Origin of the sequence: Xenophilus sp. Marseille-Q4582 (assembly GCF_916700565.1) — a bacterium.
In the GTDB taxonomy this organism is placed as follows: domain Bacteria; phylum Pseudomonadota; class Gammaproteobacteria; order Burkholderiales; family Burkholderiaceae_C; genus Xenophilus.
Map to the genome: position 1 here is coordinate 1,022,851 of NZ_CAKAKO010000001.1, position 26,749 is coordinate 1,049,599.

Here is a 26,749-nt window from a genome sequence, read left to right on the forward strand (position 1 = left end):
CCTGAAGCGCCGACCGTCCCGTGCCTTCATGGCGCCGGGCGGTCGGCCCGCGTTCTACCGGCGGGTATGCTCGCCCGGTGAATTCCCTGGTTCTTTCGTCCCTGCTGCCGGTGGTCCTGCTGATCGCCGCGGGCTACTTCACCGGGCGGCAGAAATGGGTGGGCGCGGCGGCCGTGAAGGACCTGTCCAACCTCATCTTCCTGCTGCTGGCGCCGGCCCTCTTGTTTCGCACCATGAGCCTGGTGCGTGTGGAGGAACTCCAGTTCAAGCCGGTGGCCGCGTATTTCGCGGCTTCGGTGCTGATCTTCTGTGCCTCGCTGGCCTGGCGCGGCTTCAACCGCACCGGCGCCGTGCTGGCGCTGGCCAATACCTTCAGCAACACCGTGATGATCGGCCTGCCGCTGGTCGGCCTGGCTTTCGGCGACGCGGGCATGGTGGTGCTGCTGACCCTGGTGTCGCTGCATTCGCTGGTACTCATGACCGGCGCCACCGTGGTGCTGGAGCTGGCCACGGCGCGCGAGCAGGCCCATGCGCAGCACGCGGGCGGCGCCGCGCATGGCCAGCGCCGCGCCATGCTGCGCGCGGTGGCGCGGGCCCTGCGCAACGCCATCATCCATCCGGTGCCGCTGCCCATCCTTGCGGGCCTGCTCTACGGCCAGACCGGCTGGGGCCTGCCCGAACTCATCGACAAGCCGCTGGCCCTGCTGGGCCAGGCCTTCAGCCCCCTGGCGCTGGTGATGGTCGGCATCACGCTGGCCTGGACCCGCGTGGGCGAGCACCTGCGCGGCGCGCTGGTCCAGGCTGCGGTCAAGAACCTGATCCACCCGCTGATGGTGGCCGCCATCGCCTGGCTGTTCGGCGTGCGCGGCCTGCCGCTGGCGGTGATGGTGCTCACGGCCGCGTTGCCCATCGGCGCCAACGTGTTCCTGTTCTCGCAGCGCTACCGCAGCGCCGAGGCCCTGACGACCGCCAGCGTGGTGGTCTCGACCCTGCTGGGCCTGGCCACGGTGTCGCTCACGCTGGTGGCGGTGCGCGCGCTGATCTGAGCCAGCCCCGTCCCTGAGCCAGCCCGTTTGGCAGGCACGCCCTTCTATGCCGTTTGGAGGGTGGAGCAGGGCGCTGCCATGGCCGTTTGACAGGACGACGACGGCCAGCCGGGCATTTACATTCGTTGCCGATGTGTGACCGGATTCGTCCCGCTGTCTGGCTGGCGTGTTGCCGCCCTCCCGCTTCCGGCGCCCGCGCGGTGCCGGGCCGGGCGGCGCGCAGCCGTGCGGCGGCGTGCGCGCAGCGGGACTGCTGACATGCGCCGCGGGGGCAGGCCAGTGCGACGGTTCGGCGTCGCGGTCGGGGGCGCGTGCTGGATGGTGCTCGCCAGCTCCTGGGCCCAGGCTGCGGGCGCCCCGTGCCCCACGCCCTGCCTGGCGATGCCGGCGCCCGCGTCCGACGCCCCGGCACCCACAGCGCCCACAGCGCCTACGACGCCTGCGACGCCTGCGACGCCTACGACGCCTACGACGCCTACGACGCCTGCGACGCCTGCGACGCCTGCGACGGCGGCCAAACCTTCCCCTGCGCCGAAGGCGGCCAGCAAGCCCAGGCCCGCGCCCGTGGAGCGCGAGGCGGCGGCTGCCGCGCCGCCCGCCCCGGTGGTGCGGCCCATCCGCATGGCCTCGCCGCGCTGCACCGCGATCACGCAGCGGGCGCAGGTCGGCGAGCCGGTGTCCGAGAGCGACATGGCCTATCTGAGGAGTGAATGCTGATGCTGAAGATCGTTTCCCGCTGGCGGCCTGCCATCTGGGCGCTGGCCGCCGTCCTGTGCCTGGGCGCCTGCGCCACGCGGCCGGCCGGCACGGGCGCGGCCCTGCCTTTCGACCAGGCCGTGCAACTGGCCGTCGACGACCTCATGGTGCAGACGCAGAAACTGCCGGCCTTCCTCTCGCGCGTCGAAGCGCGGCTCAAGCCCAACCGCATCGTGATCGACCCGCTGCTCGACGGCGCCACGGGCCAGCAGACCGAGGTGACGCGCGCGGCGCAGAGCCTGCTGGTGCGCCGCATGCAGGAGCGCTTCAGCCAGTTCACAGTGGCGAACTTCTCGGCCGACGAGGTGGAGAAGGCGCAGTACGTGCTCAACGGCACGCTGTCGCGCGGCAAGGAGGGCGGCGGCCACCGCCTGAGCCTGGCCCTGACCGAGCTGCGCAGCGGTACTGTGATCGCGCAGGCGGCGGCACGCATCAGCGACGACAGGCTCGATATGCGGCCCACGGCCTTCTACCGCGACAGTCCCGTGAACCCCAAGGACCGCGCGACGGAGGGCTACATCCGCACCAGCGAGACCCCTGCGGGCCAGCCGGCCGATGCGCTGTACCTGGAACGCCTGCCGACCTCGGCCGTGCTGCAGGAGGCCATCGCCGCCTACGAGGCCGGCCAGATGCAGGAAGCGCTGACGCGCTACGAGGCGGCGTCGCGCCGGCCCGACGGCCAGCAGCTGCGCGTGTACAGCGGCCTGTATCTCACGCAGGCGCAACTGGGGCGCGCCGCCGATGCGGAGGCCAGTTTCGGCAAGCTGGCACGGCTGGGCCTGGAGACGAACAACCTGAGCGTGAAGTTCCTGTTCCGCCCCGGCTCCACCGACTTCCTCAGCGACCCGAAGATCAGCGGTGCCTACCCGATGTGGCTGCGCCAGATCGCGCGCCAGGCGACGCAGATCGACGCCTGCGTGGTCGTGACCGGCCACACCAGCCGCACGGGTTCGGAGCAGGTCAACGACCGGCTGTCGCTGCAGCGCGCGGTGGCCGTGCGCACGCGCCTGACGGCCGAGGCGCCCCAGCTGTCCAGGAAACTGCGCGAGGCCGGCATGGGCTTTCGCGAGAACATCGTGGGCACGGGCGCCGACGACGCCAGTGATGCGCTGGACCGCCGTGTGGAATTCAAGACGGCCGTGTGCGACGCGTCGGCCTGAGGGCGGCCAGGGGAGGGTGGGCGCTCATCAAGGCGCGAGCCGCTCGCGCACCCAGGCCTCGCCCTCGCGGCGGTAGCGCAGGCGGTCGTGCAGGCGGCTCTTGCGGCCCTGCCAGAACTCCCAGCGCTCGGGCACGAGCCGAAAGCCGCCCCAGTGCGGCGGGCGCGGCGGGTGGAGCAGGAACTTGGCGCTGTACCTGGCGGCATTGGCCACCAGCACCGAGCGCCCCTCGATCACCTGGCTTTGCGGGCTGGCCCAGGCGCCAATGCGCGAATCGAGCGGGCGGCTGGCGAAATAGGCGTCGCTTTCGGCCTCGTCCACCTTCTGCACGATGCCTTCGATGCGCACCACGCGCTCGAGCTCGACCCAGTGGAATTGCAGGGCGGCAAAGGGATTGCCGGCCAGCTCCTGGCCCTTGCGGCTGTCGTAGTTGGTGTACCAGACGACACCGCGCGCGTCATAGCCCTTGACCAGCACGATGCGCGTGGAGGGCCGCAGATCCGGCCCCACGGTGGCCAGCGTCATGGCATTGGGTTCGGGCACCTGGGCGGCCAGGGCTTCGTCCAGCCACTGGCCGAATTGCGCCAGCGGATCGGCGGCGCTCTGGCGTTCGTCGAGTTCGGCGCGCTCGTAGCTCTTGCGCAGCGCGGCCAGGTCTTGGGCGGAAAGGGTCATGCCCGCATTGTCCGCGCAGTGGCGGCCGCGCCGCCGCCCGGAGCCGGCCGGCCCGCCCGCGGCTGGGCATACTCGGGCGCATGTCCGGCATCGCCTCTTCGCCTGTCGTGCTGATCCTGGCCTCCGGCCGGGGCGAGCGTTTCCGCGCCTCGGGCGGCGGCGTGCACAAGCTGCAGGCACCGCTGGGCGGTGTGCCGGTGCTGCAGCGCACGCTGGACGCCGTGCGCGCCAGCGGTCTGCCGTGGCATCTGGAGCAGGCCACGCATCCCGGCATGGGGGATTCCATCGCTGCCGCCGTGCGCGCCACGCGCGCGGCGCCGGGCTGGCTGGTGCTGCCGGCCGACCTGCCGCTGGTGCTGCCGCAGACCTTGCGCCAGGTGGCGGATGCCTTGCGCGCCGGCGCCATGGTGGCGAGGCCGGTGTTCGACGGTGCCGCGGGGCACCCGGTGGGCTTCGGCCCGGCCTGTGGCGAGGCGCTGGCACAGCTGAGTGGTGCGCAGGGCGCCGCGCCGGTGCTGCAGGCGCAGCGCCGCGCGGGCGGGCTGCAGGAACTGGTGGTGGACGACGCGGGCGTGGTCAGCGACATCGACACCGTGGACGACCTGGCACGCGCCGAAGCGCTGTGGCGCGCGCGGCACCCGCAGCGCACCGATCCGGGCTGATCGCTTTACGCGCCGGAGCACCGGCCGCGTGCGGAAAGGCTCCCCGACCCGCCGCGCATCCACGCCGCGGTTCCCGTGCGGGGCGCGGCCCTTCGCCTGACGGCTTCAGATGTCCAGCCCGCGCAGATCGCCGGGCGCTTCCTTGCGTTCGGTCCCGGCCTCGCCCTGCAGATGCTGGCGCAGATGCACCAGCGCGCGGTACAGCGCGTCGCGTTCCTCGGGCGGAAGCACGCGGATGGCGGCCGCCTGCCGCGCGCGCGCGATGGGAATTGCTTCGCGGTGCAAGGCCTCGCCCTCGGGCGTGATCACGCACCACATCTTCTTGCGCGGCCCGGCGCCTTCGGCTTCCAGTTTCACCAGCCGGCGGCCTTCCAGCAGCTTGAGGGTGCGGCTCACCAGCGCCTTGTCCGAGGTGGACTGCACGACCAGGTCGCTGAATGCGATGCGCCGCGCATGCGCCACCAGCGACAGCAGCCGCCATTCCGACACCGTGACGCCGAACTGCTCCGCGTAGGGCACCGTGACGGTGCGCCGCAGGGCGTTGCCCACCTGGCTCATGAGGGTGGTGATGAAGGCGTCAACGGTCAGGCCGGTGCCGTTTTCGTCCAGGTCGGACCAGGGCGTGGGCGAGAGAGAAGCGGGGGGCGGCAGGCTCATGTGGGGCGCATTGTTCCACGGGGACGGTGGGGTTCGAGGAGATGAGGAAGATCAAACATTTGCATCAATGTCCATTGGTGTTTGCATCAAGTTGATGCATCAACACAAAGTACAGAATGTGCAATGTTCCTTTTGTGGTCTTGTGTTTTATATGCGAAACATCGACCGCTGTTTCTTCCTCCCTTCCACTTTGCGCCGCTTGGCGCGGCCTTCCCGCCGAGGAGCCCCGATGCCCACGATCCGCCGCCACCTTCTTGCCATCGCGCTGGCCTGCACCGCGCTGGCCGCTGCACCTGTGTCCGCGCAGGGCGACTACCCGTCCAAGCCGGTGACGGTGGTGGTGTCCTACCCGCCGGGCGGCGACACCGACGCCATCGCGCGCCTGTTCGCCGAAAAGCTGGGCCAGCGCCTCAAGCAGTCGGTGATCGTCGACAACCGCCCCGGCGCAGGCGGCGCCATCGGCAACGGCTACGTCGGCCGCGCGGCGGCCGACGGCTACACCCTGCTGTTCACGCCCAACCCCTTCACCACCGCGCCGCTGGTGATGAAGCTGTCGGGCGCCGCCAGCTACGACGTGCTGGGGGGCTACGAGGCCGTCATCAACACCGCCACGCAGCCGCTGGTGCTGGTCGCCTTCCCGGGCCTGGGCGTGAAGACGCTGCCCGAACTCGTGGCTGCCGCCAAGGCGGGCAAGTCGGTGTCGTACGCCAGCCCCGGTGCCGGCTCGCCCATGCACATCGCGGGCGAATGGCTCAACAAGGCCGCGGGCGTGAAGTTCACGCATGTGCCGTACCGCGGCGTGGGCCCCTCGGTCACCGACGTGGTGGCCGGCCATGTGGACACGGCCTGGGTCACGGTGGGCGCGGTGCGCCAGTACCTGGCCACCGGCAAGCTGGTGCCGCTGGCGATCGCCGATGCGCAGCGCTCCAAACTGGCGCCGCAGGTGCCCACGCTGGTGGAGCTGGGCTATTCCGACGTGGTGGTCGGCGCCTGGAACGGCTTCTTCGCGCCCAAGGGCACGCCGGCCCCCATCGTCAAGAAGCTCAACGAGCACCTGAACGCCATCGTGAAGGAGCCCGAAGTGGTGGAGAAGCTGGCCGTCTTCGGCGCCTTGCCCGCGGGTGGCGCGCCCGAGGTGCTCACGAAGCTGAACCAGCGCGAGTACGCGGTGATGGGCAAGGCGATCCGCGACCTGGGCATTTCGGCTGAATAAGCGCTCCGCGCCGTTCCTGCCCTGCGCGCGGCCGTGCGCGGGCGGACGGCGCTGACGCGTGATGCATGACGAGCTTCGCATGACCACCCCAACCCCCGATGCCTCCACGGCCCCCGGCGCCTCCACGCTGGGCGTGGAGATTCCGCAGGTCACGGCCCGAGCGAAGGTGCTGGGCCGCGCCCTCTACGCCGGCGACCTCAAGGTGGCCGGCATGCTGCACGGCAAGGTGCTGCGCAGTCCTTACCCGCATGCGCGCATCGTGTCCATCGACACCACGGCCGCGCGCGCGCTGCCCGGCGTCAAGGCCGTGCTCACCGGCGACGACGCGCCGGCCCAGCTCTGGGGCGTGCACCACAAGGAGCGCGCCGTGCTGGCCCGAGGCGTGGTGCGCTACTGCGGCGAAGAAGTGGCCGCCGTGGCCGCCACCAGCGAAGAGATCGCGCGCGACGCACTGGATCTGATCCAGGTCGAGTACGAGGAACTGCCCGCGATCCTGAGCGTGGACGAGGCGATGGACGAGGAAGCGCCGCCCATCCACCCGGGCCGCGCCGACAACATCGGCCACGAGATCCGCTTCGCGCGCGGCGACGTGGACGCGGGCTTCGCGTCGGCGCACCTGGTGCACGAGGCGACTTACACCACGCATTCGCAGTACCCCGGCTACATGGAGCCGATGGCCACCGTCGCCGCGCTGGACCCGGACGGCCGCCTGGTGCTGTGGACCTCCACCCAGGCCGTGAACCTGGTGCGCATGCAGGTGGCGGCGACGCTGGGCCTGCCCGTGTCACGCGTGCGCGTGGTGCAGGCGACCACGGGCGGGGGCTTCGGCGGCAAGATCGTGGAAGACGACAACCAACTGGTCGCCGGTCTGCTGGCGCTGAAGACCCAACGCCCGGTGCGGCTGGTCAACAACCGGCTCGAAGACTTCCAGGCCTGCTGCGCCAGCGTGCCCGAGCGCATCACGCTCAAGCTGGGCATGGACCGCGACGGAATCATCGTGGCCAAGGATGTGCGCATCGTGGCCGAGTGCGGCGCCTACGCGGGCCTGGCCGGCGACGTGATGCATGTGAGCGCCATGCGCAGCGACAACATGCACCGCAACCCGAATGTGCGCTCGCACGCGACGCTGTACTACACCAACAACCCGCCGCGCGGCGCCTTCCGCGGCTTTGGCGGCACGCAGATGCAGTTCGCGCTCAACAGCCACATCCACACCATGGCCACCCAGCTGGGCCTGGATCCGGTGCAGGTGCACGAACGCAATGCGCTCAAGGCCGGCGACGTGTCGGTGCATGGCTGGCAGATCGGCAGCACCGGCCTGGTCGAATGCCTGCACCAGGCGACCGAAGCCATCGGCTGGGCGGAGAAGCGCCAGCGCCCCAAGGACACGGGCGTCAAGCGCCGCGGCGTGGGCATGGCGGCCGCCATGCACGTGAGCGGCAACCGCACCATCGGCAACTGGGACGGCTCCACCGTGATCGTGAAGATCAACGAGGACGGCCGCGTCTTCATCCTCAGCGGCGAATGCGACATGGGGCAGGGCGCCAGCACCATGCTGAGCCAGATCGTCGCGCATGAACTGGGGCTGCCGCTGGACCATGTGTTCGTGGTGCCGCCCGATACCGACGTGGCGCCGGTGGCCGTCGGCACGCTGGCCTCGCGCGTCACCATGTCGGCGGGCAACGCGGCCATCGTGGCCGGGCGAAATGCGCGCGAGGCGCTGTTCGCGCTGGCTGCGCCGCGCTGGGGCGTCGAGCCGTCTGCGCTGTCCATCGGCGGTGGGGCCGTCTTCGTCACGGCGCAGCCCGAGCGGCGCGCCACCCTGGCTGAACTGGCGCGCCAGTCCATCTGGCGCCACGGCGGCGGTGGCATCCAGGTCGAAGGCCGCTGGGACCCGAAGACCGTGATGCACGACGACGAGCTGTTCGGCAACATCGCGGCCGCCTATTCCTACGCCGCGCAGGCCGTGGAAGTGGAGGTGGACACCGAGACCGGCCGCGTCACGGTGCTCGACAGCTACGTGGCCGACGACTGCGGCAAGGCGCTGAACCCCCTCGCCATCCACGGCCAGACCAACGGGGCCACGGTGCAAGCCTTCGGCTGGGCGCTGTACGAACAGCTGCACTACGAGAACGGCCGCCTGGCGAACGGCAACTTCGCCGACTACACCCTGGCCACGGCCGACGCCGTGCCCATGCTGCGCGGCGGCTTCGTCGAAAGCAACGACCCCCACGGCCCCTACGGCGCCAAGGGCGCGAGCGAGACGGCCATCCTGCCCGGTGCGCCGGCCATCGCCAACGCGGTGGAAGACGCGGTGGGCATCCGCATCCGCGACCTGCCGATCACGCCCGAGAAGGTGCTGGCCGCGCTGCGCGAGAAGAAAAAAGAGGAGGCGCGCCATGCGTGAGTTCGACTACCTGGAGCCCCGTTCGGTGGAGGAGGCCAGCCGCATGCTGGCCGACCTCGGCGACGAGGTGCGCGTGATCGCCGGCGGCACCGCGCTGATGCTGGCCATGCGCCAGCGCATGCTGGCGCCCACGCACCTGATCTCGGTGGCCAAGATCGAGCGCCTGCGCGGCATCACGTTCGATGCGCAGCAGGGCCTGCGCATCGGCGCGCTGGCGCGCCACAGCGAGGTGGCGCGCTCGCCGCTGGTGCAGCAGCACGCGCCCGTGCTCGCCAGCATGGCGTCGCGCGTGGCCAATCCGCAGGTGCGCAACCAGGGCACCATCGGCGGCAACCTCTGCTATGCCGATCCGTCCACTGACCCGCCGGGCTGCCTGATGGCGCTCGACGCGCAGGTGGTGCTGGGCAGCGCGCGCGGCGAGCGCGTGCTGAGCATGGAGGCGTTTCTGGTCGACTACTACGTGACGGCGCTGGAGCCCGACGAGATCGTGCTGGAAATCCGCGTGCCGCCGCTGGCGGCCGGCACCGAGGGCCTGTATTCGCGCTTTCTGCGCACGGCGGCCGAGCACCGGCCGCTCGTCAGCGTGGCGCTGGTGGCGCGGCGCAAGGGCGCGCTGTGCCGCGAGGCGCGCATCGCCATCGGCGCCTCGGTGCCGATCCCGGCGCGCATCCGGCGTGCCGAGGCCTTCCTCGAAGGCCGCACGGTCACGCCGGCCGTCGCGGCCGAGGTGGCCGACATCGTGGCGCAGGACATCACACCCGTGTCCGACCTGCGCGGCGGCGCCGAGTACCGGCGCGACATGGTGCGCGCCGTCGCACGCCGCACCGTGGCCGAACTGTTCGGCCTGTCCGTCGACGAAGGAGTTTCTTCATGAGCACACATTGCATCGCCTGCACGGTCAACGGCGAAGCGCACGAGGTGGAGGTCCCTTCGCGCCGCCTGCTGTCGGATTTCCTGCGCGACGACCTGCACCTGACGGGCACCAAGCGCGGCTGCGAGACCGGCATCTGCGGCGCCTGCTCGGTGCTGCTGGACGGCGAGGTGGTCAAGTCCTGCCTGATGCTGGCCGTGCAGGTGGACGGCCGCGCCCTCACCACCATCGAAGGCCTGGCGCAGGGCGAAGCGCTGCACCCGCTGCAGAAGAACTTCATGCAATGCGGCGGCCTGCAATGCGGCTACTGCACGCCGGGCTTCATCATGGCCGCGTGCGACCTGCTCCAGAACAACCCCCGCCCCAGCTGTGACGAGGTGCGCCACGGCCTGTCGGGCAACCTGTGCCGCTGCACGGGCTATACGCAGATCGTCGAATCGGTCCTGCACGCTGCCGAGGAAATGAACCATCATGGAAATTGAGAAGACCCTGACCGTCTCGGCCCCGCGCGAACAGGTGTGGGCCCTGCTGCTGGACCCGCAGGTGATGGGCGGTGCGGTGCCCGGCATGCAGTCCATCGACGTCATCAGCCCCACCGAATACGTGGCGGTGATGCATCAGAAGATCGCCTTCATCAGCGCCAAGTTCAAGCTGCGCACGCACATCACCGAACAGCGCGCGCCCGAATACCTGTGCGCCGAAGGCACGGGCGAGGACGCGTCGGTCGCCAGCTCGCTCAAGCAGCGCAGCGAGGTCTTCCTGACGCCCTCGGCCGACGGCGGCACCGAGCTGCGCATCAAGGTCAACGTCGATCTGCTGGGGCGCCTGGGCACCTTCGGCCTGAGCGTCATGAAGACCAAGGCGGACCGGCTCTGGGAGGAGTTCGGCGCGAACCTGAAGGCGCGCCTGGAGGCGGGCGGGCTGCCGCCGCCGGTGGTGGCGGCTGCACCGGCCGCGGTTGCCGCGCCGATGGCTGCGCGCGCGCCGGCTGCATCGTCTGCACCAGCGACGCGATCCGCCGTGCCGCCGGTGGCCGCGCCCGCGCTCGCGCCGGCAGTGGCATCGGCGGCCCCGTCGACTGCAGCGCCCGTCGCACCTGCGGCCCCGCAGGTCAACGTATCGGCGCCGGGGGGCGCGTCTGATGAAGGCGGCTTCTGGTCGCGCCTGCTCGGTGGTCGCGGCGCGCGTGCGCAGGCAGCGAGCGGCGGGCGCACGATCCGCATCGAGGTGCGCCAGATGGACCGCACCGTGAGCGTCGAATGGCCCCTGGAAGCGGCCGACCAGTGCCGCGACTGGCTGCGCGATCTGATGAAGTGAGCGCCGGGCAGGCCGTCCGGCAGGCAGCGAGCCTCGGAGCCCGTTCCGGGCTCCCGCAGCGGGGCGCCGCGATGGGCGCCGCCCGCGGCCCGCGTCAGCCGCGCTGGATCACCGCGCAGGCCACGCGCGGGCCTGAATTGCCGGCTGGCTGCGTCGTGTAGTCGTCGCGGTCACGGTGCACCACCAGCGCGCGGCCCAGCACGCTGTTGGCGGCGCCTTCGGTCAGCGAGATCGCATGCACGTCGACGCGGAAGCGCGCGCGGCCCTGCGCATCGGCCACCAGGCTGGGCAGTTCGCCCGCGTGGCTGCCGGGCGAGCCGAACATGCCGTGCGTGCCGCCCGAGGGGTTGAAATGGCCGCCCGAGGCGTTGGCGTTGTCGCCGCAGTCGCCCTTCTCGTGGATGTGGAACCCGTGCTCCTGCCCGGGCTTGAGGCCGCGCACCTCGCCTTCGACGCGCACGCCATGGTCCAGGGCGGTGAAGCGCACGTTGCCGCTCACCGCCATGCCCGGCACGGCGGCCGTGGGGGTGAGCTGGGCCACGGCGCGCGGCTTGCCGCCCAGGCTGGCGCAGCCGGTGATCAGCAGGGCGGCGGCGCCCGTGCAGGCGAGGGCGCCGAGGCGGGGAGTGAAGGTCATCGAAGGCTCCTGGGCAAGGGGATGCAAATGGGAAAAGTGGGAAGAGAGCGGCTGGCGCCGCCGCGCATGGCTGCAGGTATAGCGGGCGGCCGGGCGGGTGCCTGTCAGCGTGCGTCCAATTCGGTGCTGGCCAGCCGCATCAGGCGGGCCAGCGCCGCGTCGTGGATGCCGTGGCGCTGCAGTTCCTCGAAGGTCTGGCGCGCGTAGTCCAGCGAGCTGCCATAGCGGCCCGTGGCGGTGGCGAAGATCTCGCGGTAGCGCGCGTCGCTGAGCGTGCCGGTGAAATTGGGGCTCTTGCGCGACAGCGTGAAGGCCAGCGCGCGCACCGGGCCACCAGGCGTGGCGCAGCGCAGCCAGCGCGGGTCGTACACGCCGGTGGGCATCTCGCGCAGCCAGAGCCGGCCCAGGGTTTCCAGCCCGGCGGCGGCGGGAATGCGGAACACCACGCCGCGGCAACTGCCGCCTGACAGCAGGCCGAACACCAGCCCCGGCACCTCGGGGCTGCCGCGGTTCACGCGGCTCCACATCTTCAGCGCGCGGTGCCAGCCCTGCACCTGGGCCGGGCGGCGCTCCGCGAACTCGAAGTCCGGCCGCCAGATCAGCGAGCCGTAGCCGAAGAGCCAGAGGTCCTCATGGCCGCCCCATTCCTCGATGGTGCGGTCCAGCAGCGGCGCCGGGTCGCGCAGCGGCGGCGGCAGGGCGCCGGAGGCTGTCACGGCGGGCGCTCCGTTGCCGCCTACAATTCCAGGGTTATGGCTCACCCGCCCATTATTCAACCAACGCGCCTACTGTCAGGAGCCCCCTTGATGTCCGCCACCACCGACGACGATTCGCAACAGCGTTTTGCCCTGGGTTTCATCTTCATTCTGCTGGGCCTGCTGTTGAGCACGGTGATCGGTGCGGTGGTCTACCGGTCGGTCTTTGCCGGCGCCGAAGAAGCGCCGGCCCCGGCGGCCGCCGCGCTGCCGGCCACCTCGGTGGTCGTGGTGACCGAGACCGTGACCGCCGTGGTGCCCGAAGGCGCCAGCATCCAGGTCGCCGACGGCGTGGTGAACTTCTACTTCGCCACCGGCAGCGCCGACATCGCGCCCGGCGCCGCCGAGGCGCTGGCGCTGGTCATCCAGGGCGTGGAATCGGGCCGCCAGGCGCGCGTCTCGGGCTTCCATGACACGACGGGCGACCGCGCCCTCAATGAAGCGCTGGCCAAGAAGCGCGCCGAGACCGTGCGCGACGTGCTCGTGGGCCTGGGCGTGCCGGCCGACAAGGTCCGCCTGGAAAAGCCGTCCGAGATGACGGGCAGCGGCAGCAACGCGCAGGCGCGCCGCGTCGAGGTCCGGCTGATCGACTGATCGCCGCCGCCACCGCAAGCCGGCCGGGCCCGCGAAGGGCCTCTTCAAGAAAAAAGGGCGCTGCGGCGCCCTTTTTGCTGGGCGCCCGCCTGCCGGTGCTGGCCGCGCAAGACCGCTGGCGCGTCCAGGTTTGCGCCGGCGCCGCATCGGCGGCGGCAGGCCCCTTTGGTACGATGATTCGCTCCCGGACGGCTGCCGGGCCGCAGGGGATGCGGGGCCCGGTGCATCGCGCCTTTGCCCAGCAGCATCTCGGGCCGCCGGCAAACCTGCAGAACCCCACATTGCGCCCCACCATGAGCCCACATTCCACCCTCGTCCGTGTCACCGAGCGCATCCGCGAGCGCAGCCGCACGCTGCGCAGCGCCTACCTGGCGCAGCTCGCGCAGATGCGCCAGCGCGACCGCGGCTCCGACCGCATGGGCTGCGCCAACGTGGCCCATGCCGTGGCCGGCGTGCCCGGCAACGACAAGCTGCGCATCGTGGCCGAGCGCGCGCCCAACATCGGCATCGTCAACGCCTACAACGACATGCTGTCGGCGCACCAGCCCCTGCAGCACTACCCGGACCTCATCAAGCACGAGGCGCGGCGCCTGGGCGCCACGGCGCAGGTGGCCGGCGGGGTGCCGGCCATGTGCGACGGCGTGACCCAGGGCACGCCCGGCATGGAGCTGAGCCTGTTCAGCCGCGACGTGATCGCCATGGGCACGGCCGTCGCGCTCACGCACGACATGTTCGACGCCGCGCTCATGCTCGGCGTGTGCGACAAGATCGTGCCGGGCCTGTTGATCGGCGCGCTGCATTTCGGCCACCTGCCCACGGTGTTCGTGCCGGCGGGGCCTATGCCCTCGGGTCTGTCGAACAGCGCCAAGGCCAAGGTGCGCGAGCAGGCCGCGCAGGGCCTGGTGGGCCGCGACGGCCTGCTCGAAGCCGAGATGCAGGCCTACCACGCGCCCGGCACCTGCACCTTCTACGGCACCGCCAACAGCAACCAGATGCTGCTCGAAGCCATGGGCCTGCACGTGCCCGGCACGGCCTTCATCCAGCCCGGCGACGCGATGCGCGAAGCGCTCACGCGCGAAGCGGTGCGCACGGTGCTCGGCAAGGCCGCAACGCAGCCCTTCGACGTGCCGCCGATCGGCGAGGTGGTGGACGAGCGCTGCATCGTCAACGCCATGGTCGCGCTGCTGGCCACGGGCGGTTCCACCAACCACCTGATCCATTGGGTGGCGGTGGCGCGCGCGGCGGGCATCCTGATCGACTGGAACGATTTCTCCGAGCTCTCGGACGTGGTGCCGCTGCTCACGCGCGTGTACCCCAACGGCAGCGCCGACGTGAACGAATTCCAGGCCGCCGGCGGTCCGGGCTTCGTGATCGGCGAACTGCTGGGCGCGGGCCTCATGCATGCCGACGTGCTCACCGTGCGCGCGGGCGGCATCGCCGAGTACGCGAACGTGCCGGTGATGCGTGGCCAGGCCTCGGCCGAAGGTGTGCTGCACTGGGAAAGCGCCGCGCCCTCGAAGAACGAAGCCGTGGCGCGCCCGGCCGCCCACCCCTTCAGCGCCACCGGCGGCCTGAAGCTGCTGCAGGGCAACCTGGGGCGCAGCGTGATCAAGGTGTCGTCGGTGCCCGACGACCGCCACGTGATCGAGGCGCCCGCGCGCGTGTTCGATTCGCAGGCCGCGCTGCAGAAGGCCTTCTCGGCCGGCGAGCTGGACCGCGACGTGGTCTGCGTGGTGCGCTGGCAGGGCCCGCAGGCCAACGGCATGCCCGAGCTGCACAAGCTCACGCCGCCCTTGTCGGTGCTGCAGGGCAAGGGCTTCAAGGTGGCGCTGGTCACCGACGGGCGCATGAGCGGCGCCTCGGGCAAGGTGCCCGCGGCGATCCATGTCTCGCCCGAAGCCGCCGCCGGCGGCCCGCTGGCCAAGGTGCGCGATGGCGACGTGATCCGCCTGGATGCCGTGGCCGGCACGCTGGCCGTGCGGGTGCCCGACGACGAGTGGGCCGCGCGCGTGCCCGATACCATGTCGGATGCGCAGCGCTTGGCCGACGGCCATGGCCTGGGGCGCGAGCTCTTCGCCGGCATGCGCCGCAACGCCCGCACCGCCGAAGAAGGCGCCTGCACCTGGCTCTGAACGCCTCCCGACGTTTTTTCTCCCATCGAAAGTCCTGACATGAACGATGCCGTGACCCCCCTGACCGCGCTGGACGTGATGCGCGATGCGCCCGTCATCCCCGTCATCGTGCTGCACGACGTGAAGGACGCCGTGCCGCTGGCGCGTGCGCTGGTGGCCGGCGGCATCCGCATGCTCGAGGTGACGCTGCGCACGCGCGAGGCGCTGGAGTGCATCGAGGCCATTGCCAAGGAGGTGCCCGAGGCCGTGCCCGGTGCCGGCACCATCCGCAGCGCGGCCGATGCGCAGGCCTCGGCCCTGGCCGGTGCGCGCTTCGGCGTGAGCCCGGGCTACACGCGCGCCGTGGGCAAGGCCTGCCACGACCTGGGCCTGCCGCTGCTGCCGGGCGTGGCCACGGGCAGCGAGATCATGCTGGCCCAGGAAGACGGCTACACCGAGCTGAAATTCTTCCCGGCGCTGCAGGCCGGCGGCATCAACATGCTGCGCGCCTGGAGTGGCCCCTTCAACGACGTGAAGTTCTGCCCCACGGGCGGCGTGCACGCCGGCAATGCCGAAGAGTTCCTCGCGCTGCCCAACGTGGCCTGCGTGGGCGGCTCGTGGATCGTGCCGACCGAGGCCATCGCGGCCAAGGACTGGGCGCGCATCGAGACGCTGGCGCGCGAGGCCAGCCGGCTGGCGCGCTGAGCCGCGGGCAGCACCCGCAAGGCGCCGCCCCTGTGGCGCCGACAAGGATTTCCAGGAAGCAGAGAGACAAGACACGCATGGCCGCCTCCACGCCTTTCGATCCGTCCTCCTTGCAGGTCATCGCCTTCGACATCTTCGGCACGGTGGTGGACTGGCATGGCGGCATTGCCGCCGAAGTGGCGCAGCGCCTGCCCGGCGTGGACGCCGACGCCTTCGCACTGGCCTGGCGCGCGGGCTACCAGCCGGCCATGCGGCGCGTGATGGAGCGCATGGGCGCAGGCGAAGGCGGCTTCACGCTGCTGGACGAGCTGCACCTGGGCATCCTCGACGAAGTGCTGCGCGACTTCGGCGTGGCTGGGGTGAGCGGCGATGCGCGGCGCGAGCTCAACCGCGCCTGGCACCGGCTGCCGGCCTGGCCCGACGCGGTGCAGGGGCTCACGCGGCTCAAGCGGCGCTACACGATCTGCACGCTGTCGAACGGCAACCTCGGCCTGCTCACCGACATGGCCAAGCGCGCCGGGCTGCCCTGGGACTGCGTGCTCTCGGCAGAGGTCTTCAAGGCCTACAAGCCCGACCCGCGCACCTACCTGGGCGTGGCCGCGGTGTTCGACCTGGCGCCCAGCCAGGTGATGCTGGCGGCGGCGCACCATGACGACCTGGCTGCCGCGCGCGTGTGCGGGCTGGCCACCGCGTACATCGAGCGCGCGCACGAATTCGGCGCGCGGCGGCCCAAGGACGTGTCGCCGCAGCCGGGCAACGACCTGCATGCGCGCGACATCGGCGCGCTGGCCGATCTGCTGGGCTGCTGAATGCACGGTGCCGTGCCCGTGCCCGCGCCTGCGTCCTCAGCGGCAGCGGCCGCCGACGTGGAAGCGCTGCGCGAGGAACTGAGCCGGCGCGAAGACCTGTACCACGCCGCCTGCCCCGCGGCCACGCCCGAGGCCTTCGAACAGGTGGTGGCGCCGGAGTTCTGGGAGATCGGCGCCTCGGGCCGGCCCTACACGCGCGCCTTCTGCCTGCAGGTGCTGTCGCAGCGCGGCGCGAGGCCCGCGGCGGACGGCTGGCGCGTGCGTGAGGCGCGCGCGCAGCGCCTGGGTGCCGACCATGCGCTCCTGGTCTACACCCTGGAGCAGCCCGGCCGCACGACGCTGCGCAGCACGCTGTGGCGCCGCTCCGAACGGGGATGGCTGGCCGTGTTTCACCAGGGCACGGTCATCCAGCCCTGACGAGGGGCGGGCCGGGCCCCGGGGCGGGCGCTCAGGCCGCGGCGACGTCGATGTAGTACAGGCCCCAGGGGCTGTGGACGAAGCGCTCGTTGACGGGCTTGGTGCGGAAGGCCGGCAGCGCGTCGGCTTCGTAGATGGCCCACTGGGGGCCCAGGCCGCCCAGGGCCAGCGGCTGGCCGTCCATGTGCGTGGCGACGATCACACGCCATTCCTGCACTTCGGCCAAGGTGAGATCGGCGTTGTAGCCGTCCACTGCGCGCAGGCCCAGGCGCAGCGGCTTCTTCAGGTCGGCGCCGGCGGCTTCGAGCACGGTGGTCAGCAGCGGGCCCTGCAGTTCGTGCAACTGGTTGTCGTACTCCAGCGTCACGCGAAAGCGCGTGGCGGGCAGGCGGGCGAGGCCGGCCGCGTCGAAGGCCGTGGCACGGCTGAACTTCAGGTCATGCTTGCCCATCATCTGGTCGCGCACCTTGTCGAGCGCGCCGCGGTTGCCGGGGCTGACGGCGCCGCCCACCGTGAGCAGCACCGGGCCGGCCGGCGCGGGAACGGTCGTGGCCGCCATCGCCGGCGCGGCGGCCGGCAGCAGGCCGGCCAGCGCGGCGCCGGCCAGGAAGTCGCGTTTGTGCATCAGAACCTCGCGGTGTTCGGGCGCCGCCGGACATCGTGGCGCCACCGGGCCGCGATTATGGAGAGCGACGCCGCAAGGTCAATGCGCGCCGGGCTCAGCGCAGGCCGCCCCCGGCGGCGTTCTCGGCGCGCTGGATCAATTCGATCTTGTAGCCGTCCGGGTCCGTCACGAAGGCGATGACGGTGGTGCCGCCCTTGACCGGGCCGGCTTCGCGCGTGACGTTGCCGCCGGCCGCCTTGATCTTCTCGCAGGCCGCGTAGGCATCAGGCACGCCCAGCGCGATGTGGCCGTAGGCGGTGCCCAACTCGTAGCGGTCGGTGCCCCAGTTGTAGGTCAGCTCGATCTCGGCCTGGTCCGGGTTGCCTTCGCCATAGCCGACGAAAGCGAGGCTGTACTTGTACTCGGGGTTCTCGCTGCTGCGCAGCAGGTTCATGCCCAGCACCTTCGTGTAGAAGTCGATGGAGCGCTGCAGGTCGCCGACGCGCAGCATGGTGTGAAGAAGACGCATGGTGGGGAAGGGAATGTGCGTTGAAAGAGTCCCCGGACGCCGCGCATGGCGGGGCGCGGCACCGGACAGAGGCTCTATTGTCGGGCGCCGCGTTTCGGTCTCGCTGGGGCGGGGGCTTCGTCGGCCGGCGCATGCGCGGATACGGTGGCCAGGGCGCCGACGATCAGTGCATGCATGCCCTGCATGAGTTCGGCTTCCATTTCGGCCTCTTCTGCGGCGCGGTCGGTGCCCAGCACGGGCTCTTCGCCGGCCACCGTGTACACCGTGTCGGCCACCGCCATGCCGTGGAAGGCCACGGTCGCCAGCAGCCAGCGCGCCTGCGCCTTGGGAATGCCGTAGGCCTGCGCGATGTGTGACTGGTGCGCGTCGATCTTGCTCAGCATGGGCTGGGTGGCGGCCAGCCGGCGGATCACATACGGCGTCACGCCGGGGTGCTTCCTGACAAAGTCCCGGACCGAGGCGGCGAACCGCTCGAGGTAGGCCTGCAGGTCTTCGCGCCGGGGGTCTTCCGCCGCCTGCGGGATCTGCCAGCGGGCGAAGACTTCCTCGGCCACCAGGTGCTTGAGGGCCTCCAGGCTGGGCACATGCTTGTAGAGCGCCATGTGGCTCACGCCCAGCGCAGCGGCCACGCCCACGAAGGTGATGCGCGGCAGGCCCATCTCGATGCCGGCATCGACGATCTTCTCGCGCGTGATGGTGCGTGGGCGCCCGCGCGGCGCAGCAGGCTCTGGAGATTTCATGCGAGTTCCTCTTGAGCGGCAAGCCGGCGCCATGCGGCAGCCCCGGCCTAGGCGCCTATTTTGTTTAGTATGATGCAACTAATTATTGTTTCGATTCGCTTTGGCGTTCTGAACGCCTGGCGGCACGCCTGAGCCCGGCATTCTGCGCGGTGCCGGCGTGGCTGCCTTTCTCATCTCAACCGCAAGAAAGTCCGCATGTCATCCGGCCGCTTCCCGACTCCTTTCCTGGTGCCCGCTTCGCCCTGGGCCCGGCACCGATGCCCCCTGGCGCCCCGCCCGCGGGGCGCCGCCGCGCGGCAACTGCTGTGCGCGAGCCTGGTGGCGGGCCCCTGCGCGATCTTGCCTGTGGCCCAGGCCCAATCCGCCATTGAGGCCCAGGCGCTGCCCGCGGTGACGGTATCGGCCGAGCAGGGGGCCGCCACCGTGCCCTACGCCGGGGGCCAGGTGACGTCCGGCGCCCGGGTCGGCCTGCTGGGCGAGAGGGACTTCATGGAGACGCCTTTCTCCGCCGTCAGCTACACCGAGCAGTTCATCGCCGACCGGCAGGCGAAGGACCTCACCGATGTGATCTCGGCCACCGATCCGACCGTGTTCAGCAACGGCGTGACGGGCGCCTGGAGCGAGAACTACTCGATCCGCGGCTTCGCCTCCAGCACTACCGACACCACCGTGGGCGGCTTGTTCGGCATGGCGGGCTACTACCGCACCTCGCCCGAGATGTTCGAGCGCGTGGAAGTGCTCAAGGGCCCTTCGGCCCTGCTCAACGGCATGCCGCCGGGCGGGTCGGTCGGCGGCGCGATCAACCTGGTACCCAAGCGCGCGGCCGATGCGCCGCTCACGCGCCTGACGGCCAGCTACAGCTCGGACGCGCAATGGGGCGCTCATGTGGACCTGGGCCGGCGCTTCGGCGAGCGCCGGCAGTTCGGCATTCGCCTCAACGGCGCCTACCGCGACGGAGAGGGGGCCGTGCGCAATCAGGAAAAGAAAGTACAGCTCGGCGCGCTGGGGCTGGATTGGCGCAGTGACCGAGTGCGGCTGTCCGCCGACCTGTACAGCGCGCAGGACCGCGTGGATGGACCGACCCGCGGCATCAACCTGGCGCCCGGCCTGGCGGTGCCGCGGCCGCCGAAGTCCGACACGCTGATCAACCCGAGCTGGGCCTTCGTCGAAAGCCGGGACAAGGCGGCCATCGTGCGTGCCGAAGTGGATCTGAGCGATGCGCTGATGGCCTATGCGGCCGTGGGCCGCAGCCAGACCGACTACCAGTACAACGGCGCCATCTCCGCGCAGGTGCTCAACGCCCGGGGCGACTACCGGACCACCATCGGGCAACTGGCCTTCGAGGTGGAGAAGACCTCGGCCGATGTGGGGCTCAGGGGGCGCCTGCAGACCGGTCCGGTCAAGCACCAGTGGGCCGTGAACGCCACCCACTACGACCACCAGCAGAAGGACTACGGCCGGCGTTCGGTGCCCGGCGCGGACTGGACCACGAATCTGTACCGGCCGGTCTGGGGTGCGCCGGCACCCTTCATTACGCCGCTGATCTCGCGCACGGCGCTGCGCATGCGCAGCTACGGCGTGGCGGACACGATGTCTTTCGCGCAAGACCGCGTGCAACTGACGCTGGGCGCGCGCCGTCAGCAGGTGGTGAGTGACACCTTCCACACCAGCACGGGCGTGCGCACGGCACGCTACGACGAAGGCGCCACCTCGCCGGCGGCCGCCTTGCTGTTCAAGGCCACGCAGCGCCTGTCGGTGTACGCCAACTACATCGAGGGCCTGAGCCAGGGCGCGACGGCACCCGTGACGGCGGCCAATGCGGGGGAGGTGTTCGCGCCCTACAAGACCAAGCAGAAGGAAATGGGCCTGAAGCTGGACCTGGGCGATTTCGCCCACACCTTCAGCGTGTACGAGATCGAGCGCCCCAACAGCTACACCGACCCCGTAACGAACGTGTTCTCCTTCGGCGGCGAACAGCGCAACCGCGGGGTGGAATGGGGCTTCTTCGGCAGTCCCTGGCGCGGCGTGCGCCTGATGGGCGGCGTGGCCTATGTGCAGCCGCGCATCACGCGCGCGGCCAGCGCCGCCCAGGAAGGGCGGCAGGCCACCGGTGTGCCGAAGCTGCAGGGCAAGCTGGGCGCCGAATGGGATGTGCCGGCGCTGCCGGGCCTGACGCTGACCGGCAACGCCACGGCCATGTCCAGGCAGTACATCAGTGCCGACAACCAGCTATGGGTGCCGGGCCGCACGGTCTTCGATGTGGGAGCGCGCTATGCCACCGCCGTCATGAACCGGCCGCTGACCTTGCGCGCCAGCATCACCAACGTGACCGACAAGGCCTACTGGGGCATGCCGCTGCTGTCCTCGCTCGCACTCGGGGCGCCGCGCGCCATTGCGCTCTCGGCATCGATGGACTTCTGAAGCCGGGCCGCGTCGTTTTTTCGGGCGAAGCCCTGCCTCCGGCGGGCCGGGATCGCCGCATTTCTCCGCTTACAAAGAGACCTTCATGAATCTGTTCAAAGCTTCGTCCTGGTGGAAGTTCGCGCTGGCCGCGCTGTGGATGACGGCCGGCGTCCCCGGCCTGGCGGCCGATGCTTCCGTGCCCGTGATGCGCACGCCCCTGGCGCCCGGCTTGTACGAGCTGGCGTACAGCGAACGGCAGGACGCGCTCTATGTGGCCTCGGCGGGAGACCGCGGGGCCGGTGCCCAGCCTTCGCGCATCCTCAAGCTGCACCCCGGCACGCTGGCCGTGCAGGCCGAAATCGTGCTGGCGCATGGCGGCTACGGCCTGGCCTTGGACGACGCGGCGCAGCGGCTGTATGTGGGCCATGCCATGGATGCGGGCATCACCGTGATCGACCTGGCCACCGACCGGGTGGCGGGGGTGGTCCAGCTCGCGCAGAAGGTGCGGGCGCCCGGCTTCGACGGCCAGCCCGCCGAGCGCTATCCGCACAGCCTGCGCGAGCTGGTGGTGGACCCGGCGCGGCACCGCCTCTACGCGCCGGGGGCCTGGTTCACCGACAGCGCGCTCTACGTGGTGGACACGCAGCGCCTGCAGGTGGAAAAGGTGCTTCCCGGTTTCGGCTTCCTGGCAACCGGCATCGCGCTGGATGCGCAGCGCGCCCAGGTGTGGGTGTCCAACCTGCAGGGCCAGCTCTTTCGCGTTGACGCGCGGAGCCTGGCCGTGACCCGCCTGCAGGCGGGCGGTGACCAGTTGCTCAACCTGGCCCTCGATCCCGCCACGCACGAGGTCTGGGCCACGGACCAGGGCCTGCCGATGGTCGACGGCCTGCGCCGGGAGCAGGGCGGCCTGACGGACTATGTGCGCCGCGGCGACGGCAACCGGGTCGTCGTGCTGGACCCGGACTCGGGCCGCCTGCGGGCCAGCCTGCCCACGCAGCCCGGTCCGGTGGCGCTGCTGCTGGACGCCCGGCGTGAGCGGCTGTACGTGACCCAGCGCGAGGCCGGCACGCTGGCCATCTTCGACAGCCGGACCTCGGCGCTGCTGCACACCATCGAGCTGCCTGCGCATCCCAACAGCCTGGCCCTGGATGCGAAGCGCAACGTGCTCTACGTCAGCATCAAGAATGCGGCGGGTGGCGACAAGGGGGCGGCTGAAAGCGTGGCGCGCATCGCGCTGCCCTGAGACCCCTTCCGAGCCCGCCGCGGCGCGCGGGCGTTCAGAACGTGTTCAAGGTCTCGCGTGGGGTCCAGCTGGCCAGCCGGCCGCTGTGCATCACGCCGACGTGGTCGGCCATGTGGCGTGCCTCGGCCTCGTCGTGCGTCACGAGCAGCGCGGTCTGGCCCGCGCGCTGCAGGATCTCGCGCACCTCGGCCGTGAGGCGCGCGCGCGTGCCGCTGTCGAGGTTGGAGAAAGGCTCGTCCAGCAGCAGCAGGGCCGGCGCGGGCGCCAGCGCGCGGGCCAGGGCGATGCGCTGCTGCTGCCCGCCCGAGAGTTCGTGCGGATAGCGCCCGCCTGCGTCGGCCAGCCCTACCAGCGTCAGCAGTTCGGCCACGCGCGCCTGCTGGGCGGCGCGCGGCAGCCGGCGCAGGCCGAAAGCCACGTTCTGCGCCGCCGTGAGGTGCGGGAAGAGGGCGTATTCCTGGAACATCATGCCCACGCGGCGCTGCTCGGGCGGCAGGTGCGCGCGCGGCGACGAGAGCAGTTGATCGCCAAGCCGGATCTCGCCCGCGCGCACGGGCTCGAAGCCGGCCACGGCGCGCAGCACGGTGGTCTTGCCGCAGCCGGAGGGGCCCAGCAGGCAGGCGATGCGGCCGGCCGCCAGTTCCAGGTTCAGACCCTGCACGACGGTATGCGGGCCGCGCGGCGTGTCGTAGGCCAGGCGCAGGTCGGTGAGGCGGAGGGCGGCGGTCATGACGGTCAGGGGTTGGGAAGCACCGCGCCGGCGGCTGCGGCCCCGGTCGTGCTGGTCTCCTGGGGGGCGCCGTCCTGCACGAGCTGCGTGCGCGCCAGGAGGATCACGGGCGCCAGCCCGGCCAGCACGATCAGCAGCGCGGCGATGGCGCCTTCTTCATACGTGCCGCGCGCGGCCTCGGCATAGAGCCAGGTGGCCAAGGTGTCGAAATTGGCGGGCCGCAGCAGCAAGGTGGCGGGCAGTTCCTTCATCGCGTCCACGAAGACCAGCAGCGCGCTGGCCGCCAGTGCTGGGCGCAGCAGCGGCAGGTGCACGCGGCGCAGGGTGCCGCCCACGTTCTCGCCGAGCAGGCGCGCGGCCTGCTCCAGCGCGGGCGGGATGCGTGCCAGCCCGGCTTCGATGCCGCCCACGGGCATGGCCAGGAAGCGGATGGTGCAGGCCACCACCAGGATCACGCCCAGGCCCATCAGCGGCAGGCCCGGCAGGCCCAGCAGGCGCGCCACCGCTGCATCGGCGGCCAGCGCCGGGGTCAGCAGGCCGATGGCCAGCACCGTGCCCGGCACCGCATAGCCCAGCGTGGCCGCGCGCGCCGGCCAGCGCGTGGCGCGGCCTGCCGCGCTGCCCTGCTGGCGCGCGGCCCAGGCCACGACCAGCCCGGCGGCCACCGCGAGCACGGTCACGCCCAGCGCCAGCGCCAGTGTGTTGCCCAGGCTGGTCAGCAGCCCGCGCGACACGCCTTCGCCCAGCTGCAGGCGCTTGGCGCTTTCCCAGACCAGGTAGGCGGCCGGGGCCACGAAGCCGATCACGATGGGCAGCGCAGCGGCCACGGTGGCCGCCCAGCCCAGCGCGCCGGGCAGGCGCCGCGGCGTGATGCCGCGCATGCGCTGCGTGCTGCCGAAGCGCTGGTGGCGCCGGCCGTGCCGCTCCAGCAGCACCAGCAGCACCACCATGCCCAGCATGGCGCAGGCGATCTGCGCCGCGCCGGCCAGGTCGGAGCGCGTGATCCAGGTCGTGTAGACCGCCACGGTGAGCGTGTTCACGCCCAGGAATTCGGAGGCGCCGATGTCGTTGAGCGTCTCCAGCAGCGCCAGGCTCAGACCCACGGCCAGCGCCGGGCGCGCCAGCGGCAGCGCCACGCGCCGGAATGCGCCCCAGCGGCTTTCGCCCAGCGTGCGCGCCGCCTCCAGCAGGTGCGCGGGCTGCGTCATGAACATGGCGCGCGCCGTCATGTAGACATAGGGGTAGAGCACGAAGCCCAGCACGAAGACCGCGCCGCCCATCGAACGCAGGTCGGGCAGGCGCCACTGGCGCGGGCTGTCGTAGCCCAGCAAGGCGCGCAGCGCGCCCTGCACGGGGCCGATGGGGTGCAGCAGGTCCAGGTAGGCAAAAGCGACGATGTAGGCCGGCATGGCCAGCGGCAGCAGCAGCGCCCAGTGCAGCACGCGCCGGCCCGGAAAGTCGCAGGCCGTCACCAGCCAGGCGCAGCCCGTGCCCACCGCCAGCACGAGCGCGCCCACGCCGGCGAGCAGCAGGGCGGTGTTCCAGGCGGCTTCGGGCAGCACGTGACGCATCAGGTGCGACCAGTGCGTGAAGTCGGCGCCCAGCGCCAGCCAGGCCAGCGACAGCACGGGCGCCAGCACGCCCAGCGCGACGAGCACCGACGCTGCCTGCCACACCGGGCCCACGGGCCGCAGCCCGCGCGCAGTCAACTGCATCGTGGATCGTTCAGAAGAAAAAGGGCCGGCGTGGACACCGGCCACCCGCGCACGGCGGCGGCATGCCGGGCGCCAGTGGCAGGGCCCTCGTCATGCCGCGGCAGGCGCGCGGGGCCGGCCAGGCAGGCGCCCAGGGCGCCCGGCGCGCGAGCGCGAGGCATGAGGCCGAGCCCGGCGCTCAGCGGTCGAAGCCCACCTTGTCGACCAGCGCGCTGGCCTGCTTGCGGTGCTTGGCGATCTCGGTCAGCGGCAGCGGGTCGATCTTCAGCTCGCCGATGGACTGGGCCACGATCGGGTCCAGTGCCACGCCCTTGCGCACCGGGTGCTCGTAGTTGGCCTGGGCGTACATGTTCTGCGCGGGTTCGGACACCAGGAATTCGAGCAGCTTCACGGCATTGGCACGGTTCGGGGCGTTCCTGGCCATCGCCGCGCCGCTGATGTTCACGTGCGTGCCGCCGCTTTTCTCGTTCGCGAAGGTGGGCTTGATGACCTTGATCGCATCGCCCCACTTGCGCGCGTCGCTGCCTTCCTTGGACGACTTCATCTGGCCCACGTAGTAGGTGTTGGCGATGCCGATGTCGCAGATGCCGCCCAGGATGTCGCGCGCCACGTCGCGGTCGCCGCCGGTGGCCTTGCGCGCCAGGTTGTCCTTCACGCCCCGCAGCCACTGCTCGGTCTTGGCCTCGCCGTCGTGGGCGATCATGGCCGCGATCAGCGCCGTGTTGTACGGATGCTGGCCGGCGCGGATGCAGACCTTGCCCTTGTACTTGGGATCGGCCAGGTCTTCGTAGCGGAAGCTGCGCAGCGGCAGGCTCTTCTCGGCGTACAGCACGCGCGCGCGCATCGACAGCGTGAACCACTGGCCGTCGGCGCCGCGCAGGTTGGCCGGAATGGCCGATTCCAGCGCGGCCGATTTCACGGGCTGCGTCACGCCGCCTTCGACCAGGTCGAGCAGGTTGCCCACGTCCACCGTCATCAGCACGTCGGCCGGCGAGCGGGCGCCCTCGGCCTTCACGCGCTCCAGCAGGCCGTCCTTGACGAAGACCGTGTTGACCTGGATCTGCGTCTGCGCCGTGAAGGCGGCCAGCAGCGGCTGGATCAGCCCCGGCTCGCGCGTGGTGTAGAGCGTCAGCTCGTTGGCGGCCAGTGCGGGCAGGGCGGCGCCCCCCAGGAGCGCGGCGGTGGCCAGCGCGGTCGACAGACGTCGGATCATTCAGCTTCTCCGTTCGGGTGAGTTCTTGTGCCTTGCCGCCCGCGGACGCAGGTCCGAAAGCAGCAATGCGAACAATTATCAGCGTTGTTCGAACGGGGCCGGGCATATCCCGGCGCGGCGGCGGGCTGCCCGTCAGCGCGCCGAAGGCAGGTCGAACACCAGGCAGGTGGTGGTCGCATGCGCGTACAGCGTCCCGTCCGGCCCCACCAGGCGCGCCTCGGCCGTGGCCAGCTGCCGGCCGCAATGGACCACCGTGCCGATGGCGCGCACGCGCGACACCCGCGCGGGGTGGATGGCGCGCACCATGTTCACGCTCAGCTCGGCCGTGGTGTAGCCGCGGCCGGCAGGCATCAGCGTGTGAATGGCGCAGCCCAGGGCGGAATCGAGCAGCGTGGCGAACCAGCCCCCGTGCACCGAGCCCAGCGGGTTCAGGTGGCGCTGCAGCGGCGTGCCCTGGAAGACGGCGCGGCCGGGCGCGACTTCGATGATGGTGAAGTCCAGCGTGCGCGCGATCTCGGCGTAGGGCAACTCGCCGGCGAGCATGGCCTGCATCACTTCCAGGCCGGTCTTGCCGGCCACCTGGGCCGGCTGGGCGAGGCCCGGGCCGGGGCCCCGGTCCAGGCGGGCGACGACGGCGGCCTCGTCGGCCAGCCACTGCGCGAGTTCGGAGGAGGAAGAAGCGGGAGAAGATGTCTGCGTCATAGGGGCTCCTGATTCCGTGACGGAAGGGAATGCATGCGATTTTGATTGCATATGCAATTGTTGTGCATACAATCATAG

General features: G+C 71.2%; 26 protein-coding genes. 15 read left to right on the forward strand and 11 right to left on the reverse strand.

What is annotated here, in order from left to right; genetic code table 11:
* Positions 1 to 77: 77 nt before the first annotated feature.
* Both LG388_RS04730 and LG388_RS04735 read left to right on the forward strand, forming a co-directional pair.
* Positions 78 to 1,046, forward strand: coding sequence for an AEC family transporter (locus LG388_RS04730; RefSeq protein WP_225781662.1), 969 nt, complete (start codon positions 78 to 80; stop codon positions 1,044 to 1,046).
* A gap of 716 nt (positions 1,047 to 1,762) precedes the next feature.
* Complete coding sequence (locus LG388_RS04735) at positions 1,763 to 2,962, forward strand: OmpA family protein (RefSeq protein ID WP_225781663.1); 1,200 nt, start codon at positions 1,763 to 1,765, stop codon at positions 2,960 to 2,962.
* A gap of 27 nt (positions 2,963 to 2,989) precedes the next feature.
* Here the strand turns inward: LG388_RS04735 and pdxH are convergent, their stop codons facing one another.
* On the reverse strand, positions 2,990 to 3,637 hold the full coding sequence (pdxH, locus tag LG388_RS04740; protein ID WP_225781664.1) for a pyridoxamine 5'-phosphate oxidase: 648 nt from the start codon (positions 3,635 to 3,637) through the stop codon (positions 2,990 to 2,992).
* Between the two features lie 80 nt (positions 3,638 to 3,717).
* On the opposite strand from pdxH, the gene LG388_RS04745 reads away from it, so the two are divergent.
* Positions 3,718 to 4,299 (forward strand): NTP transferase domain-containing protein, encoded by a 582-nt coding sequence (locus LG388_RS04745; protein WP_225781665.1) that lies wholly within the window; start codon positions 3,718 to 3,720, stop codon positions 4,297 to 4,299.
* Positions 4,300 to 4,404: 105 nt separating this feature from the next.
* Here LG388_RS04745 and LG388_RS04750 read toward each other — a convergent pair whose 3' ends face one another.
* Positions 4,405 to 4,956 (reverse strand): MarR family winged helix-turn-helix transcriptional regulator, encoded by a 552-nt coding sequence (locus LG388_RS04750; RefSeq protein ID WP_225781666.1) that lies wholly within the window; start codon positions 4,954 to 4,956, stop codon positions 4,405 to 4,407.
* Positions 4,957 to 5,185: 229 nt separating this feature from the next.
* Here LG388_RS04750 and LG388_RS04755 point away from each other — a divergent pair, with 229 nt between their 5' ends.
* The 5 genes from LG388_RS04755 (at position 5,186) to LG388_RS04775 (ending at position 10,764) form a co-directional block, all read left to right on the forward strand.
* On the forward strand, positions 5,186 to 6,169 hold the full coding sequence (locus LG388_RS04755) for a tripartite tricarboxylate transporter substrate binding protein (RefSeq protein ID WP_225781667.1): 984 nt from the start codon (positions 5,186 to 5,188) through the stop codon (positions 6,167 to 6,169).
* Between the two features lie 79 nt (positions 6,170 to 6,248).
* On the forward strand, positions 6,249 to 8,576 hold the full coding sequence (locus LG388_RS04760) for a xanthine dehydrogenase family protein molybdopterin-binding subunit (RefSeq protein WP_225781668.1): 2,328 nt from the start codon (positions 6,249 to 6,251) through the stop codon (positions 8,574 to 8,576).
* Positions 8,569 to 9,450, forward strand: a complete 882-nt coding sequence (locus LG388_RS04765; protein ID WP_225781669.1) for a xanthine dehydrogenase family protein subunit M — start codon at positions 8,569 to 8,571, stop codon at positions 9,448 to 9,450. The genes LG388_RS04760 and LG388_RS04765 overlap by 8 nt, the downstream gene beginning before the upstream one ends.
* A complete protein-coding gene (locus tag LG388_RS04770; RefSeq protein ID WP_225781670.1) occupies positions 9,447 to 9,929 on the forward strand; it encodes a (2Fe-2S)-binding protein in 483 nt (160 codons plus the stop codon). Before LG388_RS04765 ends, LG388_RS04770 begins: the two co-directional genes overlap by 4 nt.
* Positions 9,919 to 10,764 (forward strand): CoxG family protein, encoded by an 846-nt coding sequence (locus tag LG388_RS04775; protein ID WP_225781671.1) that lies wholly within the window; start codon positions 9,919 to 9,921, stop codon positions 10,762 to 10,764. The genes LG388_RS04770 and LG388_RS04775 overlap by 11 nt, the downstream gene beginning before the upstream one ends.
* Positions 10,765 to 10,858: 94 nt before the next feature.
* On the opposite strand, the gene LG388_RS04780 is transcribed toward LG388_RS04775, so the two are convergent.
* Together LG388_RS04780 and LG388_RS04785 are read right to left on the reverse strand one after the other, a co-directional pair.
* The gene (locus tag LG388_RS04780; RefSeq protein WP_225781672.1) at positions 10,859 to 11,401 is read right to left on the reverse strand and encodes a superoxide dismutase family protein; all 543 of its coding nucleotides are present in this window, start codon (positions 11,399 to 11,401) and stop codon (positions 10,859 to 10,861) included.
* A gap of 104 nt (positions 11,402 to 11,505) precedes the next feature.
* The gene (locus LG388_RS04785; RefSeq protein WP_225781673.1) at positions 11,506 to 12,117 is read right to left on the reverse strand and encodes a gamma-glutamylcyclotransferase; all 612 of its coding nucleotides are present in this window, start codon (positions 12,115 to 12,117) and stop codon (positions 11,506 to 11,508) included.
* Positions 12,118 to 12,207: 90 nt separating this feature from the next.
* Between LG388_RS04785 and LG388_RS04790 the strand changes: the two genes are divergently transcribed.
* The 5 genes from LG388_RS04790 to LG388_RS04810 all read left to right on the forward strand — a co-directional run bounded on the left by LG388_RS04790 (position 12,208) and on the right by LG388_RS04810 (position 16,792).
* Positions 12,208 to 12,750, forward strand: a complete 543-nt coding sequence (locus tag LG388_RS04790) for an OmpA family protein (protein ID WP_225781674.1) — start codon at positions 12,208 to 12,210, stop codon at positions 12,748 to 12,750.
* Between the two features lie 293 nt (positions 12,751 to 13,043).
* Positions 13,044 to 14,882, forward strand: coding sequence for a phosphogluconate dehydratase (gene edd / locus LG388_RS04795; RefSeq protein ID WP_225781675.1), 1,839 nt, complete (start codon positions 13,044 to 13,046; stop codon positions 14,880 to 14,882).
* Positions 14,883 to 14,921: 39 nt separating this feature from the next.
* On the forward strand, positions 14,922 to 15,566 hold the full coding sequence (gene eda / locus LG388_RS04800; protein ID WP_225781676.1) for a bifunctional 4-hydroxy-2-oxoglutarate aldolase/2-dehydro-3-deoxy-phosphogluconate aldolase: 645 nt from the start codon (positions 14,922 to 14,924) through the stop codon (positions 15,564 to 15,566).
* A gap of 77 nt (positions 15,567 to 15,643) precedes the next feature.
* Positions 15,644 to 16,375, forward strand: coding sequence for a haloacid dehalogenase type II (locus tag LG388_RS04805; RefSeq protein ID WP_225781677.1), 732 nt, complete (start codon positions 15,644 to 15,646; stop codon positions 16,373 to 16,375).
* The gene (locus LG388_RS04810) at positions 16,376 to 16,792 is read left to right on the forward strand and encodes a DUF4440 domain-containing protein (RefSeq protein ID WP_225781678.1); all 417 of its coding nucleotides are present in this window, start codon (positions 16,376 to 16,378) and stop codon (positions 16,790 to 16,792) included.
* A 31-nt stretch (positions 16,793 to 16,823) separates the two neighbouring features.
* On the opposite strand, the gene LG388_RS04815 is transcribed toward LG388_RS04810, so the two are convergent.
* The 3 genes from LG388_RS04815 to LG388_RS04825 all read right to left on the reverse strand — a co-directional run bounded on the left by LG388_RS04815 (position 16,824) and on the right by LG388_RS04825 (position 18,665).
* Positions 16,824 to 17,417: a molybdopterin-dependent oxidoreductase gene (locus tag LG388_RS04815; protein ID WP_225781679.1), complete on the reverse strand. Its 594-nt coding sequence runs from the start codon at positions 17,415 to 17,417 to the stop codon at positions 16,824 to 16,826.
* A 94-nt stretch (positions 17,418 to 17,511) separates the two neighbouring features.
* Positions 17,512 to 17,925 (reverse strand): lactoylglutathione lyase, encoded by a 414-nt coding sequence (gene gloA, locus LG388_RS04820; RefSeq protein WP_225781680.1) that lies wholly within the window; start codon positions 17,923 to 17,925, stop codon positions 17,512 to 17,514.
* A gap of 74 nt (positions 17,926 to 17,999) precedes the next feature.
* Complete coding sequence (locus tag LG388_RS04825; RefSeq protein WP_225781681.1) at positions 18,000 to 18,665, reverse strand: TetR/AcrR family transcriptional regulator; 666 nt, start codon at positions 18,663 to 18,665, stop codon at positions 18,000 to 18,002.
* A 195-nt stretch (positions 18,666 to 18,860) separates the two neighbouring features.
* On the opposite strand from LG388_RS04825, the gene LG388_RS04830 reads away from it, so the two are divergent.
* Together LG388_RS04830 and LG388_RS04835 are read left to right on the forward strand one after the other, a co-directional pair.
* A complete protein-coding gene (locus tag LG388_RS04830) occupies positions 18,861 to 21,086 on the forward strand; it encodes a TonB-dependent receptor (protein WP_370630098.1) in 2,226 nt (741 codons plus the stop codon).
* 85 nt (positions 21,087 to 21,171) lie between these two features.
* Entirely contained in the window at positions 21,172 to 22,311 is a 1,140-nt protein-coding gene (locus LG388_RS04835) for a YncE family protein (protein ID WP_225781682.1), read from the forward strand.
* A gap of 34 nt (positions 22,312 to 22,345) precedes the next feature.
* Here the strand turns inward: LG388_RS04835 and LG388_RS04840 are convergent, their stop codons facing one another.
* The 4 genes from LG388_RS04840 to LG388_RS04855 form a co-directional block, all read right to left on the reverse strand.
* Complete coding sequence (locus LG388_RS04840) at positions 22,346 to 23,041, reverse strand: ABC transporter ATP-binding protein (RefSeq protein ID WP_225781683.1); 696 nt, start codon at positions 23,039 to 23,041, stop codon at positions 22,346 to 22,348.
* Between the two features lie 5 nt (positions 23,042 to 23,046).
* Complete coding sequence (locus LG388_RS04845; RefSeq protein WP_225781684.1) at positions 23,047 to 24,756, reverse strand: iron ABC transporter permease; 1,710 nt, start codon at positions 24,754 to 24,756, stop codon at positions 23,047 to 23,049.
* A gap of 178 nt (positions 24,757 to 24,934) precedes the next feature.
* Entirely contained in the window at positions 24,935 to 25,969 is a 1,035-nt protein-coding gene (locus LG388_RS04850) for a Fe(3+) ABC transporter substrate-binding protein (RefSeq protein ID WP_225781685.1), read from the reverse strand.
* Positions 25,970 to 26,101: 132 nt separating this feature from the next.
* The gene (locus tag LG388_RS04855; RefSeq protein WP_225781686.1) at positions 26,102 to 26,671 is read right to left on the reverse strand and encodes a PaaI family thioesterase; all 570 of its coding nucleotides are present in this window, start codon (positions 26,669 to 26,671) and stop codon (positions 26,102 to 26,104) included.
* Positions 26,672 to 26,749: the final 78 nt, after the last annotated feature.

Bases quoted from the DNA above. Each gene is read 5' to 3' on its own strand.
- LG388_RS04850 (WP_225781685.1), bottom strand. From the start codon at position 25,969: ATGATCCGACGTCTGTCGACCGCGCTGGCCACCGCCGCGCTCCTGGGG.
- eda (WP_225781676.1), top strand. From the start codon at position 14,922: ATGAACGATGCCGTGACCCCCCTGACCGCGCTGGACGTGATGCGCGAT.
- LG388_RS04810 (WP_225781678.1), top strand. From the start codon at position 16,376: ATGCACGGTGCCGTGCCCGTGCCCGCGCCTGCGTCCTCAGCGGCAGCG.
- LG388_RS04760 (WP_225781668.1), top strand. From the start codon at position 6,249: ATGACCACCCCAACCCCCGATGCCTCCACGGCCCCCGGCGCCTCCACG.
- LG388_RS04770 (WP_225781670.1), top strand. From the start codon at position 9,447: ATGAGCACACATTGCATCGCCTGCACGGTCAACGGCGAAGCGCACGAG.
- LG388_RS04830 (WP_370630098.1), top strand. From the start codon at position 18,861: ATGTCATCCGGCCGCTTCCCGACTCCTTTCCTGGTGCCCGCTTCGCCC.
- LG388_RS04825 (WP_225781681.1), bottom strand. From the start codon at position 18,665: ATGAAATCTCCAGAGCCTGCTGCGCCGCGCGGGCGCCCACGCACCATC.
- pdxH (WP_225781664.1), bottom strand. From the start codon at position 3,637: ATGACCCTTTCCGCCCAAGACCTGGCCGCGCTGCGCAAGAGCTACGAG.
- LG388_RS04845 (WP_225781684.1), bottom strand. From the start codon at position 24,756: ATGCAGTTGACTGCGCGCGGGCTGCGGCCCGTGGGCCCGGTGTGGCAG.
- LG388_RS04750 (WP_225781666.1), bottom strand. From the start codon at position 4,956: ATGAGCCTGCCGCCCCCCGCTTCTCTCTCGCCCACGCCCTGGTCCGAC.
- LG388_RS04815 (WP_225781679.1), bottom strand. From the start codon at position 17,417: ATGCACAAACGCGACTTCCTGGCCGGCGCCGCGCTGGCCGGCCTGCTG.
- LG388_RS04775 (WP_225781671.1), top strand. From the start codon at position 9,919: ATGGAAATTGAGAAGACCCTGACCGTCTCGGCCCCGCGCGAACAGGTG.
- LG388_RS04840 (WP_225781683.1), bottom strand. From the start codon at position 23,041: ATGACCGCCGCCCTCCGCCTCACCGACCTGCGCCTGGCCTACGACACG.
- LG388_RS04790 (WP_225781674.1), top strand. From the start codon at position 12,208: ATGTCCGCCACCACCGACGACGATTCGCAACAGCGTTTTGCCCTGGGT.
- edd (WP_225781675.1), top strand. From the start codon at position 13,044: ATGAGCCCACATTCCACCCTCGTCCGTGTCACCGAGCGCATCCGCGAG.
- LG388_RS04765 (WP_225781669.1), top strand. From the start codon at position 8,569: ATGCGTGAGTTCGACTACCTGGAGCCCCGTTCGGTGGAGGAGGCCAGC.
- LG388_RS04855 (WP_225781686.1), bottom strand. From the start codon at position 26,671: ATGACGCAGACATCTTCTCCCGCTTCTTCCTCCTCCGAACTCGCGCAG.
- LG388_RS04835 (WP_225781682.1), top strand. From the start codon at position 21,172: ATGAATCTGTTCAAAGCTTCGTCCTGGTGGAAGTTCGCGCTGGCCGCG.
- LG388_RS04735 (WP_225781663.1), top strand. From the start codon at position 1,763: ATGCTGAAGATCGTTTCCCGCTGGCGGCCTGCCATCTGGGCGCTGGCC.
- gloA (WP_225781680.1), bottom strand. From the start codon at position 17,925: ATGCGTCTTCTTCACACCATGCTGCGCGTCGGCGACCTGCAGCGCTCC.
- LG388_RS04805 (WP_225781677.1), top strand. From the start codon at position 15,644: ATGGCCGCCTCCACGCCTTTCGATCCGTCCTCCTTGCAGGTCATCGCC.
- LG388_RS04745 (WP_225781665.1), top strand. From the start codon at position 3,718: ATGTCCGGCATCGCCTCTTCGCCTGTCGTGCTGATCCTGGCCTCCGGC.
- LG388_RS04780 (WP_225781672.1), bottom strand. From the start codon at position 11,401: ATGACCTTCACTCCCCGCCTCGGCGCCCTCGCCTGCACGGGCGCCGCC.
- LG388_RS04755 (WP_225781667.1), top strand. From the start codon at position 5,186: ATGCCCACGATCCGCCGCCACCTTCTTGCCATCGCGCTGGCCTGCACC.